At 39.8% G+C, this 14325-nt stretch carries 11 protein-coding genes; 4 read left to right on the top strand and 7 right to left on the bottom strand.

Features of this window, described 5'->3' with window-relative positions; translation table 11 throughout:
* Position 1: 1 nt before the first annotated feature.
* The 7 genes from serA to pheS form a co-directional block, all read right to left on the bottom strand.
* The gene (gene serA / locus EWZ81_RS03215) at positions 2 to 1576 is read right to left on the bottom strand and encodes a phosphoglycerate dehydrogenase (RefSeq protein WP_165548999.1); all 1575 of its coding nucleotides are present in this window, start codon (positions 1574 to 1576) and stop codon (positions 2 to 4) included.
* A gap of 15 nt (positions 1577 to 1591) precedes the next feature.
* Positions 1592 to 2143 carry a hypothetical protein gene (locus EWZ81_RS03210; RefSeq protein WP_165548998.1) on the bottom strand — a complete coding sequence of 184 codons (552 nt, stop codon included), beginning with the start codon at positions 2141 to 2143 and terminating at the stop codon, positions 1592 to 1594.
* 28 nt (positions 2144 to 2171) lie between these two features.
* Complete coding sequence (locus EWZ81_RS03205) at positions 2172 to 3830, bottom strand: 30S ribosomal protein S1 (RefSeq protein WP_165548997.1); 1659 nt, start codon at positions 3828 to 3830, stop codon at positions 2172 to 2174.
* Between the two features lie 121 nt (positions 3831 to 3951).
* The gene (locus EWZ81_RS03200) at positions 3952 to 4776 is read right to left on the bottom strand and encodes a 4-hydroxy-3-methylbut-2-enyl diphosphate reductase (protein ID WP_000403576.1); all 825 of its coding nucleotides are present in this window, start codon (positions 4774 to 4776) and stop codon (positions 3952 to 3954) included.
* Positions 4766 to 6055, bottom strand: coding sequence for a 3-phosphoshikimate 1-carboxyvinyltransferase (gene aroA / locus EWZ81_RS03195; protein WP_165548996.1), 1290 nt, complete (start codon positions 6053 to 6055; stop codon positions 4766 to 4768). The genes EWZ81_RS03200 and aroA overlap by 11 nt, the downstream gene beginning before the upstream one ends.
* Before the next feature lie 14 nt (positions 6056 to 6069).
* Positions 6070 to 8364, bottom strand: a complete 2295-nt coding sequence (gene pheT / locus EWZ81_RS03190) for a phenylalanine--tRNA ligase subunit beta (RefSeq protein WP_165548995.1) — start codon at positions 8362 to 8364, stop codon at positions 6070 to 6072.
* Positions 8364 to 9350, bottom strand: coding sequence for a phenylalanine--tRNA ligase subunit alpha (pheS, locus tag EWZ81_RS03185; protein ID WP_000557024.1), 987 nt, complete (start codon positions 9348 to 9350; stop codon positions 8364 to 8366). The genes pheT and pheS overlap by 1 nt, the downstream gene beginning before the upstream one ends.
* An 81-nt stretch (positions 9351 to 9431) precedes the next feature.
* Between pheS and EWZ81_RS03180 the strand changes: the two genes are divergently transcribed.
* The 4 genes from EWZ81_RS03180 (at position 9432) to EWZ81_RS03165 (ending at position 14191) form a co-directional block, all read left to right on the top strand.
* Complete coding sequence (locus EWZ81_RS03180; RefSeq protein ID WP_001100347.1) at positions 9432 to 9746, top strand: histidine triad nucleotide-binding protein; 315 nt, start codon at positions 9432 to 9434, stop codon at positions 9744 to 9746.
* Between the two features lie 18 nt (positions 9747 to 9764).
* Positions 9765 to 11087 carry an aminotransferase class V-fold PLP-dependent enzyme gene (locus tag EWZ81_RS03175; protein ID WP_165548994.1) on the top strand — a complete coding sequence of 441 codons (1323 nt, stop codon included), beginning with the start codon at positions 9765 to 9767 and terminating at the stop codon, positions 11085 to 11087.
* A 25-nt stretch (positions 11088 to 11112) separates the two neighbouring features.
* Positions 11113 to 11703 carry a DUF3972 domain-containing protein gene (locus EWZ81_RS03170; RefSeq protein ID WP_165548993.1) on the top strand — a complete coding sequence of 197 codons (591 nt, stop codon included), beginning with the start codon at positions 11113 to 11115 and terminating at the stop codon, positions 11701 to 11703.
* 97 nt (positions 11704 to 11800) lie between these two features.
* Positions 11801 to 14191: a molybdopterin guanine dinucleotide-containing S/N-oxide reductase gene (locus EWZ81_RS03165; protein ID WP_165548992.1), complete on the top strand. Its 2391-nt coding sequence runs from the start codon at positions 11801 to 11803 to the stop codon at positions 14189 to 14191.
* Positions 14192 to 14325: the final 134 nt, after the last annotated feature.

Raw genomic sequence — 14325 nt, 5'->3', positions numbered from 1 at the left:
CTTAAATAACCACATAATGAACGCTTAAGCATGCAGGAATGTTTTTAAGCTCTTCTAAAACTTCCAAAGAAACTTCTTCATCTACAATGATGAGCGCTAGGGCTTCTTTTTGCGTGTTGCGTCCCAAACGAAAATCAGCGATATTAATGCCATGCCTAGCGAACGCATTCCCCACGCTCCCAATAACGCCTGGAATATCCGTATTCCTGAATAAAAGCATTTTACCCTTTGGCTCTATATCAATATGAAACCCATCGATCTCAGTGAGTTTTAAAATATCTTCTTCAAACACCGTGCCGCTCACGCTGATCGCGCCATTAGCCGCATTTAAAGTTAAAGAGAGCATGTTTTTATAGGGCGAAGCGCTTTCTTTAAGGCTAACCTTAATCTCAATGCCTCTTTCTTTAGCCACAAAGGGAGCGTTAATGTAATTGATTTTATCCCCTACAACGGGTTTTAACACCCCCACTAGCGTAAAAGCGACAAGGGCGTCTTTGAATTGGTTGATCTCCCCACAAAGACTGAGCTCAATTTTTTGGCACACGCCCTTATGGATTTGACTGGAAAAATAACCCAATTTTTGCGCTAAATTCAAGTAGGCTTTAGCGCTTGCATCAAAAGCTTGCATGGGTAGATTTAGAGCATGCGGGTGGCTTGAACCCCTTAAAGATTCCATAACCCCTTGAGCGGCTTGTTTGGAAATTTCTTCTTGGGATTCTAAAGTGTTCGCGCCAATATGGGGGGTCGCATACACATTAGGCAAGTCTAAAAGCTTATTATGAATGCCAGGCTCTTTAGAAAAGACATCAATGCCAAGCCAACGCACTTTTTTGGTTTCTAAAGCTTCATAAAGGGCGTCTTCATTATAAAGCCCCCCTCTAGCGCAATTGATCAAAATAACCCCTTTTTTCATGCGTTCAATCTCTTTAGCGCCTATCATGTTAATGGTCTCTTTACTTTTAGGGGTGTGGATAGTGATCATATCGCATTGTAAAATGTCTTCAAAATTCTTTGTGTAAATGACCCCTAAATCAGTGGCTTTTGAAGAAGGGATATAAGGATCATAGGCTAAAACTTCCATTTCAAAAGCTTTAGCCCTAATGCCCACCCTAGAGCCAATATTCCCAAAACCGATGATGCCTAGCTTTTTATTTTTCAATTCCGTGCCATACCAATCTTCTCTTTTCCATAACCTTTGGTGTTTGATTTGATCGTTCGCGCAAGGGAATGAGCGCACTGCATTAATCAAATGCGCCATGGTCAATTCCACAGCGGCAATCGTGTTAGCGGTAGGGATATTCATCACTACAATGCCTTTTTGAGAGCAACTTTCTAAATCAATATTATCCACTCCCACGCCCGCTCTCACAATGGATTTTAAGTGGGTTAAGGGCTTTAAAAAATCGCTTGTGATAGGGGTCATGCTGCGAGTGATGAGCGCATCCATGGGAGTGAGTTTTTCTAAAAGCTCCTTTTTGGGGCATTTGGAATAATCATGCAAGATAATGTCTTTTTGGGCTTCTAAAATTTGAATGCCTTTAGCATGGATGGGGTCGCAAATGGCTACTTGATACATTTTTATCCTTTGAATTTAAAAAACAGCATGATAGCGTATTTTATAATAGTCTAAATCAGCTAAAAAGCGTTCTTTTTTGTTTTTGTCTAAATAGATGATGAGATTGGATTGGTTTTTGGTGTTATCGTAAGCGTAATCAATTTGTTCTTTTTTGAGGATTTCTTTTAAACACCACCATTGATAGTCCTTTAAATCCTTAATGATAAGCTTTGAATATTCCCTTTTTTTTTCTTCAAAAGGGATTTCAAAATAATGTTCCACAACGGGGTAATTGATAGATTCTTGTGCATCAAGGTTTTGAGAAAGGGTGTTATTATGATCTTCTTCGTTATGGGAGGCTTTTTCATCGTTAGGGGTATTAGGATTATTAGGGCTTTCTTCTAGGTTGATTTCATGGCTTTTTTCATTGGTTTGAGAGGGGCTTTCATTGGCTTGAGAGATTGCATGTGTTTGAGAGATCGCATGAGAAGTAGCGGGCATTTCTTTTTTAACGCTTAAAAACAAATAGGCTAAAACGCCAAGAGCGACAGCTAGGGAAATAAAAGCAACAACACTCTTAAATCTCATGCCATTCTCATGTTTTTAAAATCGCTCTTTAGAGTTTTTCTTTAAGAATATCCCCTAAAGTCATTTTATCATCGCTCGTGTTAAAAGCTTGCAATTCTTCTTTTTCTTTTTTGCGCTCTAACCTATGCACAGAAGCGCGCACCTTGTTGTTAGATTTTTCAATCGCAACCACCACGCATGTGATTTCTTGCCCTATTTTGATTTCATCTTTTTTCAAGGGGTTCAAATCTTCATTTTTGATCAGCACATCAATGCCATCAGCATTAATGAAAACGCCAAAATCCTTAATACTCACCACTTTGCCTTGAATCACGCTATCTGTTTTATGCTTTTGAGCGAATTCTTCTGTAGGGGAAGTCACCAAGTGCTTCGCGCTCAAAGAAATCTTTTTATCTTTTTTGTTGATTTTAAGGATTTTCACTTTGATCACATCGCCAATTTTATAGTGGTCTTTGCACTTTTTATCTTTATCCCAAAAAGCATCGTGATTGTGGAGCAAACCATCCACCCCACCCAGATTCAAAAACGCCCCAAAATCCGTTAAAGTCGCCACTTTGCCCTCTACAATATCCCCCACTTGGTGTTTAGATTCAAAAACATCAAAAGGCCTGTTAGTGAGTTGTTTTAAAGAAACCCTTAAGCGGCGGTTTTTAGGATCAATGTCAATAATTTTCACATCGATCTCTTGCCCCACGCTCAAGTAATGGCTAGGGTGGCTGACATTTTTATCCCAAGAGATTTCAGAAACATGCAAAAAGCCTTCAATATCATTACCAATATCCACAAACACCCCGTAATGTTCAATATTGCTCACCACCACTTTAATGGCGTATCCGGGTTTTAGTTTGTCTTGGATCTCTTCCCATGGGTCTTCTATGGTCGCTTTTATGGAGAGTGAAAGGCGTCTTTTTTCTTCATCATAAGTGATAGCTTTGACATAGACTTCATCGCCTTCTTTGTAGTATTTCTCAGGGTTGACTGGCCCTTTATGGCTGATTTCAGAATAATGAACCAAGCCCTCAATCCCCTTAGCTTCTACAAAAATACCAAAAGGGGTGATCTGCCTTACGACCCCTAACACCGGCTCTGTAGCTTCTAACAATTCTTTAGAAACCTCAAGCTGCCGTTTGTCATTGACTTCAAAGAATCGTTTGCGAGAAATATTGATAGAGTGGTTTTCCTTATCCACACGAATGATACACGCTTTAATGCGTTTGCCGATGTGGTTTGCGTCATTCTTTAAAGAAGAGTGCGAGCGGGAGAGAAAATACTCCACGCCTTGAGACTCCACGATATAGCCCCCTTTATTCTTGCCTATAATCTTGCCCTCAATAATGGCGTTTTCATAGTTTTCGCCCAATTCTTCAATTTTAGCTTGAATCTTTTGTTGGGAGATGGCCTTTTTGTAGGAAACGCTAGGGTGTTCGCCTTTTTCGGACACATGCACGACAATGGGGTCATTTTTTTGATACATCAATTGCCCCTTTTCATCGGTGATCTCATTCAAAGCCAAACGACCTTCTGTCTTACCGCCCACGCTCACCATGGCATACCCATCATTCTCATTGATGGAAACGATTAACCCTTCTTTGATAGTGCCTTTTTCTAGAGTTTCTTCTTTTTCTAAGAGTTTTGCGAAGTCTTCCTCCTCGTCATTAAAATACTGATCGTCTGCTATCTTGCTCATTGACTGCCTTACTATAAAATAAATATAAAATTCCTTAGGGGAATTGTATCCTTTTTTGGCTTACAAAATCGTTTAAAAACTAACAATTAGCGGTTTTTTTAAAGAAAATTTTCAAAATGTGTTAAATCGTGCTGATTTTTTGCTTGACATTTTCTATAATCCAATCCGGCGTGGAAGCCCCAGCGGTAATCCCGCACAATCTTTTATCCTTAAACCACGCCAACTCTAATTCGTTTTCATCTTCTACCAAATAACTGTCTTTGCAATGCTGTTTGGCGATGCTTAAGAGCTGTTTGGTGTTTGAAGAAGTTTTACCGCCCACGACTATCATAATATCCACTTCCTTACTCAAATCCAAAGCGGCTTTTTGGTTGTAAGAAGTTGCGTTACAAATCGTGTTAAAAATACGCACTTCAGTGCATCTTTCTACTAAATAAGAAGCGATTTGCAAGAGTTTGGGGGTCTGTTTGGTGGTTTGGGAGACTAAAGCCACTTTCCGTTGGAGCTTTTTTTCTTGCAATTCTTCTAACGAATTGACGACTAAAGCTTGGTTAGTGGCATAGCTTATCACGCCCTTGACTTCAGGGTGGTTAATATCCCCAAAAAGCACGATTTGATACCCTTCTTTGCTCATGGACTCCACAATTTGTTGGGGCTTGATCACATACGGGCAAGTCGCATCGGTGATTTTGACCCCCTTGTTTTTCAAGTATTCTAAATCCTGCTTAGGAATGCCATGGGTTCTTATGATCACGCTTTTGTTTTTAGGGATTTTTTTAGGATCTTCTTCAATTTTCACATTGAAGTTTTTTTCCAAACGATTGATTTCTTTAGCGTTATGAATGAGCGAGCCAAAAATCAAGCTGTTTTGATTTTTTTCAGCGATTTGTATCGCTCTTTTGACGCCAAAGCAAAAACCATAATCCTTAGCCATTTTAATTTCCATTAAGACTCCCTTTTTTGAATTGATTGAGTAAGCGTTTGAATTGCGGGAAAGAAATGTTTGCGCATTCTAAATTATCAATTTCTAAAGGCAACGCTAAAGTTAAAACAGCGAAACTCATCGCAATCCTGTGATCATTGAAACTCTTGATAATAGGGGGTTTAATCCTAGAAAAGCGCTGCTTTAATGGGCTTATATCTCCTAATCCCTCTATATAAAACCCGTCTTCAAATTCTTCGCATTCAATCCCTAAAGCTTTGAAATTAGAAACAACCGCTTTAATCCTATCGCTTTCTTTGGCTCGTAAATCTTTAGCGTTTTTAACCATGCTTTTGCCTTTTGCAAAAAGCATAGCGATGCTTAAAGCGGGGATTTCATCAATAAGACTAGCGATATTTTGATCAATATTGATCGCTTTTAAAGGGGCATGTTCTATGTAAATATCGCCAATAACTTCTAAATCTTTGGATTGGATAACATATTCTATATGAGCGCCCATTTTTTTCAAAACTTCAAAAGCTTCTATGCGAGTGGGGTTGAGCAAGACATTTTTTAAAAGAAGGCTGCTTTTTGGCGTAATCGCGCAAGCGAGAGCGAAAAAAAACGCACTAGACGGATCATTGGCTATGGTAAAGTCAAAGGCTTCTAGGGGTTTTTCTAGGGGTGAAATTTTTAAAACGCCGTCTTGATTGTGAATGTTAGCCCCCAAACTTTTAAGCATGATTTCTGTGTGGTTACGGCTAATCTCGCTTTCTTTATAGGCGCTTGTGCCTTGAGCTTGCAAGGCGCTTAAAATAAAAGTGCTTTTGACTTGAGCTGAAGCGATAGGGCTTTCATAATCGCAAGCTTTTAACGGACTCCCTAAGATCACTAAGGGGGCGAAATGGTTATCCTCCCTCCCTAAAATCCTTGCCCCAAAAGCTTTCAAAGGTTCAATGATTCTTTTCATGGGGCGTGAGTTTAGGGAATTGTCCCCGCTTAAAACAAAAAGGCCTTTTTGAGCGCTTAAAAGCCCGCTGTATAAACGCATGCTAGTGCCAGAATTGTTGCAATTTAAAATCTTATTAGGCTCTTTTATAGTCTTTGGGGGTGTGATTTTAAAAGAATTTTTGGCGGTATTTTCCACTTTAGCCCCTAAATTTTGAGCGATTTCTAAAGAGCTTAAACAATCTTCTCCCATTAAAAAATTCCGCACGAAACAAGGCTTTTGAGCGAGCAAGCTAAAAATAACGGCTCTGTGTGAGAGCGATTTATCGCTGGCGTTAATGTCAAGCTCTATCACAATTATCCTTTATATTATCCCTTAAGGCGGGCGTTAAATTCTTTTTCTAAAATTTCAAGCGCTTTTTGCACGGCTGAATTGACCTCTTCATCATTTAAGGTTTTTTCTAAAGAATGGATCACGCAACGCACGCTTAAGGCTATGGCATTATCGCTTTCTTTAAAAACATCAAGGGGTAGAATCTCGCTTAAGTTAGGGATTTGAGCGTCCTTTAAGGCTTTTTTAATCTTGCTAAAAGCGGTATTTTCATCAATGATGAGAGTCAAATCCCTCACACTGCTAGGGTAAATGCTAAAGGGTTTTAACAGCATGGCATGGCGTTTGAGTTTAAAAGCGTCTATCTCAGCGTAATAGCTTTCAAACAAATCCAATTCCTGGATCACTTTAGGGTGGATTTTAGCGATTACGCCTATGATTTCATTGTTTTGAATGATTTTAGCGCTCTGGTAGGGGTGGTTAATGGGGGTTTGAGTGGTTAGTTTTTCCAAACTAAAATCCCCTATAACTTTTGAAACGCATTCGGCAAAAGAGTAGAAATCCCACGCCTTGCCTTTAGCGTAAGGGTAGCTCTCTTTCTTTTGTAAGCCGCTTATTAAAAAGCCTAGTTTTTGAATCTCTTCTCTTTTAGAGTTATACACGCTCCCTTTTTCATAAAGGGCGATGCTTTTAAACCCTAAATTTTTATTCCTTAAGCTGGCGTCTAAAAGCCCGCAAACAAGGCTCGTTCTCAGGGTGTTTAATTCCGTTGTGATAGGGTTTTGCAATTCTAGGGGATCTTCTAAAACTTCAAAGCCCAGTTTTTGCTGTTTTTCTTTAGAATAAAACACGTAATGAATGACTTCTTTAAAACCGCAAGCGAGAGCCTTGTGTTTAAGGTTTTCAAAAAAGCGGTGCGTGTCATAATGGGGGTTTGAATGTTTGCTACTGATGCTATCAAGGGGCTTTGAGATCAAATTATCAATCCCTACAAAGCGCAAGATTTCTTCAGCAATATCTTGGATCGTTTTAATGTCATGCCTGAAATTGGGAACGATAACCTCTAAAATTTGGGGTTTTGAGTTTGGCTCTTTTGCGCTAACTTTAAAACCCAAATTTTTTAAAATGCCTTGAATTTTTTCTGCTTCTATAACAAGCCCCAAAATTTCAGTAATGTCTTCAAGTTGGAATTTAAGGGCACGATCTTTTAAAGAATGCTTAGTTTGCTTGCTTTCTAAAATCGTGGCTTTCAAATGAGCACTTAAAAAATTCAGGCCGTCTGATAAATTAGGGTTGCTCCCCCTAGCGCTCCTATAAATAAGGGCGTTGTCTTTTTGAAGCGTTTTATCTTTTAGAGCGTGTAATTTTAAAGACAGGCTTACAGGATCAATATAACTTGCCTCTAAAAGCAAACACTCGCTCAAATCTTTTTGATCTTGATGTTTTATAGCGATGGTGGAGCGTTTTTGATGGTTGATATAAACGCTTTCAAGGTTGTTTTCATCGTTTTTCACGCTCAAATCAACAGGGGTTGTATTTAGGCTATAAGCGTTCATTATTACCCCACTAAAATGCGCGCTAAATTCTATGAAATTGTTCAGATCGTTCTCACTCAAGGTATTGTTATGAGCGAGCGAAAGCTTGATATTTAAAGGGGTTTTTAAAGAATGATTATAAATCAAATAATAAGCCAGATGCGATTCAATATTTTCACCCACACTAAGCGTGATCAAATCGCTTGTTGGCGTAAAATTTAAAGCTTTAATGGGTTTTAAGGGCGTGTGATAAAAGGTGCTAATCTCTCTGGCAATCCCTAAAACGCTCAAGCAATCCCCACGATTGGGGGTCAATGAAATTTCTAAAACATGCGTGTTGAAAGGGGCGTATTCGTTTAATTCCTTCCCCAAAACCAACTCCCCAACGCTCTCATCTAATTCCAAGATGCCATCATTGATTTTAGGGAAGCCTAATTCGCTGCTAGAGCAAATCATGCCATGGCTTTCAACCCCCCTAAGCTCGGTTTTAGCGATTGTGGTTGAGCCGATTAGCGCCCCGTTTAAAGCGACTGGCACGAATTGGTTTGGCGCGACATTTTTAGCCCCACACACGATTGGCAACACTTCCTTGCCCACATCCACTTGACACACGCTGAGTTTTTCAGCGTTTTTATGGGGGGCTTTTTCTAAAACCTTACCCACAACCACATTTTTAGGAGCGACACAAGGGATACAGCTTTCCACTTCTAAGCCTAAGCGGCTCAAATCCTCACAGAGTTTGGCTATATCTTTAGGCGCATTGACAAAAACATTCAAATCATTGACGCTCAGTTTCATTAAAAGCTCTCCAACACCCTCAAATCAGTTTCAAAGAAACTGCGCAAATCATTGATTTGACAAGTCAGCATGGCTAATCTTTCAATCCCCATGCCAAAAGCAAACCCGCTCACATTCTCATACCCTATGGCTTCAAACACTGCATTATTGACCATGCCACAACCCAACACTTCTAGCCAGCCTGTGTGCGAGCAAACCCTACAGCCTTCTTGCTTGCAAAACACGCAACTAATATCCACTTCAGCGCTTGGCTCTGTGAAAGGGAAAAAGCTAGAGCGCCACCTTAATTTCACGCCCCCAAAGAAATAATGCAAAAAGTCTTCGATCACACCTTTTAAATGTGTGAAACGGATATTCCCTTTTTGATCCACGACAAGCCCTTCAATTTGGTGGAACATGGGTGTGTGGGTCAAGTCATAATCGCGCCTAAAGGTTTCGCCTAAACAGATCATCTTAATGGGTGGGGTTTGTTCTTGCATGGTGTGGATTTGAACGGGCGAAGTGTGGGTCCTTAAAAGCTTGTGATCTTTAAAATAGAAAGTGTCTTGCATGTCTCTTGCAGGGTGGTAAGGGGGCAAGTTTAAAGCGCTGAAATTATGGAAATCATCTTCCACCAAAGAGCCGATTTCAAGCTTGTATCCTAATGGGGTAAAAAATTCAATGATTTTATTTTTAGTATAATTCAAAGGGTGAGAAGAACTTGTTTTGATAGCGTTAAACAAACTCACATCAATTTTTTCTTTTTTCAAGCGTTCTTCTAATTCAAGCTCCAAAATAGCCTTTTTTTTCCATTCAAAGGCCTTTTCAAACGCTTGTTTATAATGGTGGATTTCTTTAGCAAAGGCGTTTTTTTCTTCGCCGTTTAGATGTTTGAGTTGGTTGAATTTATCCGCAAAAACCCCCTTTTTACCCAAAGCATTCAAACGCGCTTCTTCTAACTCTTTGCTATTAGTAACCTTTTCTAATCGCTCTATCAAGGTGTGCAATAACGATCCTTATATTTTATTTTTAAAAAGCTATAATACAACTTTAATAAAAGAAAAACCTTAAAAGGGAGCAAAAAGAGCATGAATGTGTTTGAAAAAATAATCCAAGGCGAAATCCCTTGTTCTAAGATTTTAGAAAACGAGCGTTTTTTATCCTTTTATGACATTAACCCTAAAGCCAAAGTGCATGCGTTAGTGATCCCTAAACAAAGCATTCAGGATTTTAATGGCATCACTCCAGAGCTTATGGCGCAAATGACAAGTTTTATTTTTGAAGTGGTGGAAAAATTAGGCATCAAAGAAAAGGGTTACAAGCTTTTAACGAATGTGGGTAAAAACGCGGGGCAAGAGGTGATGCATTTGCATTTTCATATTTTAAGCGAGGATAAACATTAAAAGCGTTGGTGGTATTTCGTGCGAGCGTTTTTAAACAGGAGTTTTGCTCCCTTACTCAACCCTAACGAGAACCTTTTAGATCAAGTTAAGTCTAGCATTATTTTAAAAAAAGGGGTGTCTTATTTTGACTGGGGGGCTTCAGGCTTGGCGAGCGCTTTAGTGGAAAAGCGCGTGAAATCCTTACTGCCTTATTATGCGAACGCTCATTCTGTCGCTTCTAAACATGCGATTTTAATGGGCATGCTTTTAAAAGAGTGCCAAGAAAAGTTGAAGCGTTCTTTAAATTTGAGCGATGATCATTGCGTCTTGAGCGCGGGGTATGGGGCGAGCTCAGCGATTAAGAAATTTCAAGAAATTTTAGGGGTGTGTATCCCTTCAAAAACGAAGAAAAATTTAGAGCCGTATTTGAAAGATATGGCTTTAAAGCGTGTGATTGTAGGGCCTTATGAGCATCATTCTAATGAAATTAGTTGGCGTGAAGGCTTGTGTGAAGTGGTGCGTATCCCTTTAAATGAACATGGTTTGTTGGATTTAGAAATTTTAGAGCAAATTTTAAAAAAATCCCCCAATAGTTTGGTTTCTGTGAGCGCGGCTTCTAATGTAACGGGAATTCTTACGCCCTTAAAAGAAGTTTCATTGTTGTGTAAGAAATATAAGGCCGATTTGGCTTTGGATTTAGCGAATTTCAGCGCGCATGCTAACCCTAAAGATTGCGAGTACCAAACCGGTTTTTATGCGCCTCATAAGCTTTTAGGGGGTATTGGAGGGTGCGGTCTTTTAGGCATTGCTAAAGATTTGATTGACACGCAAATTGCCCCAAGTTTTAGTGCAGGGGGCGTGATTAAATACGCTAATCGCACACGGCATGAATTTATTGATGAATTGCCTTTGAGAGAAGAGTTTGGCACGCCAGGATTGTTGCAATTTTACAGGAGCGCTCTAGCGTATCAATTGAGAGATGAATGCGGTTTGGATTTTATCCACAAGAAAGAAAACAACCTTTTAAGAGTGCTTGTGCATGGCTTAAAAGACTTGCCCGCTATTAATATTTATGGGAATTTAACAGCGAGTCGTGTGGGGGTAGTGGCTTTTAATATTGGAGGGATTTCGCCCTATGATTTAGCGAGAATCTTAAGCTATGAATACGCTATTGAAACCCGGGCAGGTTGCTCTTGCGCGGGGCCTTATGGGCATGATTTATTGAATCTTAACGCTCAAAAGTCAAGCGATTTTAACGCTAAGCCCGGATGGCTTAGAGTGAGTTTACACTTCACGCATTCCATAAACGATATTGATTATTTGCTAGACAGCTTGAAAAAAGCGGTTAAAAAATTGCGTTAAGCTAAAACTATTTTTAAGGAAAAATTTGGATATTTTAGATTTGAACAAAGCGCAAGCGGTGCAACAAAATGAGCGAGAGGTAGAGGATAAAGAACAAGAGTCTAAAGAGCCGGTGGTTTTAGAGGATTTGAGCGCTTTAGCATGGCTTGAATTAGAAGAGTTCAGCCGCCTTTCAGAGCTTCCTAAAGAAAGGATTTTGGAATTAGTGAATCTTGGTAAGATTAAAAGCAAAATAAGCCACAACAAGCTTTTAATTGATGCGAGCAGCGGGACAAACGCTCTAATCAAAAAGGTAGAAAATAATTTGATTTCTATGGATATGAATGGGCGTTCTTTAGAGCCTGTGTTTGTGGAAAAGACCATTAACACGATTTTGAATTTGCATGATAAAGTCATTGGCGCTAAAGATGAAACGATTTCAGCCTTTAAAAATGAAAACATGTTTTTAAAAGACGCTTTAATCTCTATGCAAGAAGTCTATGAAGAAGATAAAAAAACCATTGATCTTTTGCGAGACGAACTCAATCAAGCGAGAGAAGAAATTGAATTTATGAAGAGGAAATACCGCTTGATGTGGGGGAAAGTCGCTGACATGAGCAGCGTGAATAAAAAGTAGTTTTAAATTAACACCCGGCTTTGAGGGCTTATTAGCGGTAATTTATGTGAATATATGTTAGAATTTGGGGTATTTTAAGCAAGCTTGAAGGAGAACCATGTCCATTTCACGCAGAAGTATCCTAACAAAAATCCCAATCGCGCTCGCTAGTGCTAATGTTTTAAAAGCTGTTGGTATTTTTGAAAAAGTAGAATCCATTCCGCATGCAACGCATTTTGGCCCCTTTATCGCAAAGGTTCAAAACGGAGTGATTAAAGATATTATCCCCCAAAAGAGCGATTATAACCCTACCATGATGTTAAAAGCGATGGTTGATAGGGTGTATTCAGATAGTAGGGTGAAGTATCCTTGCGTGCGTAAGAGCTTCTTAGAAAACAAAAAAAACCACAAAGAATTGCGCGGGAGAGAAGAGTTTGTGCGCGTGAGTTGGGATGTGGCGTTGGATTTGGCGGCTAAAAAGCTTAAAGAAATCCCTAAAGAAAACATCTATAACGCCAGTTATGGTGGCTGGGGGCATGCGGGCAGCTTGCATCGTTGTCATCATTTAGCATGGCGTTTTTTTAACACGACTTTAGGGGGGGCTATTGGCACTGATGGGGAATATGGCAATGGCGCGGCTGCAAGAATAAACCCTATGATTGTAGGGGATATGGAAGTTTATTCGCAACAAACCACGCATGAAGAGATGATTAAAAATTGTAAGGTGTATGTCATGTGGGGGGCGGATTTATTCAAGTGCAACCGCATTGATTATTTTGTGCCAAACCATGTCAATGACAGCTACTACCCTAAGTATAAAAGAGCCGGTATTAAATTCATTAGTATTGATCCCATTTATACCGAAACCGCTCAAGCCTTTAGCGCTGAATGGATACCCATTCGCCCTAACACTGATGTAGCGTTAATGTTAGGCATGATGCATTATCTTTATACAAGCAATCAATATGATAAAGCGTTTATCGCTAAATACACTGATGGTTTTGATAAATTTTTACCCTATTTGCTAGGAGAGAGCGATAATGCGCCTAAGAATTTAGAATGGGCGTCTCAAATCACTGGAGTGAGCACAGAAAAAATCAAAGAATTAGCGGATTTATTTGTCTCTAATCGCACTTTTTTAGCGGGTAATTGGGCCATGCAAAGAGTTCAGTATGGCGAGCAACCGGATTGGGCGTTAATTGTTTTGGCCAGTATGATTGGTCAAGTGGGCTTATCGGGTGGGGGCTTTGGCTTTTCTATGCATTATGGAGGAAACGCTCAAGCGAGCTCTGGGGCAAGAATTGTTCCTATGATTTCGCAAGGGCATAATTCTGTAAAAAGCGTTATTCCAGCATCTAGAATTTCTGAAGCGATTTTGAATCCGGATAAAGAAATTGATTTTATGGGCAAAAAACTCCAATTACCTAAAATCAAAATGATCTATAATTGCGGGGCGGATTTGTTGGGGCATGAAGCTGATACGAACGAGCTGATTCGCGCTTTAAGGACCTTAGATTGCGTGATCGTGCATGAGCCTTGGTGGACGCCTACGGCAAAATTTGCTGATATTGTCTTTGCTTCCACTAGCACTATGGAAAGAGATGATATTACTTTTGGAGGGAGTTATTCTAAGAATGTGGTTTATGCCATGCGTAAGGTGGTAGAGCCTGTTTATGAATCCAAAGACGATTATGAGATTTTCAGGCAGCTTGCTTTACGCATTGGGGGCAATGAAACGGAGCAGAAATTCACTGAATCTAAGAGTTACATGGAATGGATTAAGAGCCTTTATGAAAAAAGCGATGGCCCTACTTTGAAATCGTTTGATCAGTTTTGGAGGGATGGCTTTGTGGAGTTTGAAATCCCTGAAAACGCAAGAAAGTTTGTGCGTCATGCGAAATTCAGGCAAGACCCTATTAACAATAAGCTAGATACAGAGAGCGGGAAAATTCAAATTTTTTCTCAAAAATGCGCGGATTTTAAACTGGCTGATTTTAAAGGGCATCCCACTTGGTTTGAGCCAGCAGAGTGGCTAGGCTCTAAAATGGCTGAGATTTATCCGTTCCATTTAATCTCCCCACACCCCAAATATCGTGTCAATTCACAGCTTGATAACACTTGGGTTAGGAACGCGTATAAGATTCAAGGCAGAGAGCCTGTAATGATCAACGAACTAGACGCTAATAAATTAGGCATTAGGCATGGTGAAATTGTAGAAGTGTTTAACGCTAGGGGGAGGTTGTTAGCAGGGGCGTTTGTAACTAAGAATATCCGTCAAGGGGTTTTGAGTATCCAAAAAGGGGCGTGGTATGACCCAGAAGATGAGAGGGTTAGAAACCCACGATGCAATGCAGGGCATGTGAATACGCTCACTTCTTCGCGCCCTACAAGCAGCATGACGCAAGCCATTTCAGTCAATACGGCCTTAGTTAATATTAGAAGACTTAGAAGGTATGAATTAGTCAAACCCTATCATTCTATTTCAACACCAAGCATCATTGGGGCTTAAAAGGAGTGAAAATACTAGCATGAGAGTGTTTTTACCCAATAAAGACTTAATAACTAAAGACTTGACTACTAGCCAAGCCAAAGCGTGGGGTGATTCTCAATTTTTATATTATAATACTTTGCGTCATGTAGCCT

It is taken from the genome of Helicobacter pylori (assembly GCF_011140715.1).
Lineage (GTDB): Bacteria > Campylobacterota > Campylobacteria > Campylobacterales > Helicobacteraceae > Helicobacter > Helicobacter pylori_DA.
This window is presented reverse-complemented; position numbering and strand designations above follow the sequence as displayed.

What these genes read in the sequence shown, in the direction of transcription:
- EWZ81_RS03165 (WP_165548992.1), top strand. Translation starts at nt 11,801, where the DNA reads ATGTCCATTTCACGCAGAAGTATCCTAACAAAAATCCCAATCGCGCTC.
- EWZ81_RS03180 (WP_001100347.1), top strand. Translation starts at nt 9,432, where the DNA reads ATGAATGTGTTTGAAAAAATAATCCAAGGCGAAATCCCTTGTTCTAAG.
- pheT (WP_165548995.1), bottom strand. Translation starts at nt 8,364, where the DNA reads ATGAAACTGAGCGTCAATGATTTGAATGTTTTTGTCAATGCGCCTAAA.
- EWZ81_RS03205 (WP_165548997.1), bottom strand. Translation starts at nt 3,830, where the DNA reads ATGAGCAAGATAGCAGACGATCAGTATTTTAATGACGAGGAGGAAGAC.
- serA (WP_165548999.1), bottom strand. Translation starts at nt 1,576, where the DNA reads ATGTATCAAGTAGCCATTTGCGACCCCATCCATGCTAAAGGCATTCAA.
- EWZ81_RS03200 (WP_000403576.1), bottom strand. Translation starts at nt 4,776, where the DNA reads ATGGAAATTAAAATGGCTAAGGATTATGGTTTTTGCTTTGGCGTCAAA.
- EWZ81_RS03210 (WP_165548998.1), bottom strand. Translation starts at nt 2,143, where the DNA reads ATGAGATTTAAGAGTGTTGTTGCTTTTATTTCCCTAGCTGTCGCTCTT.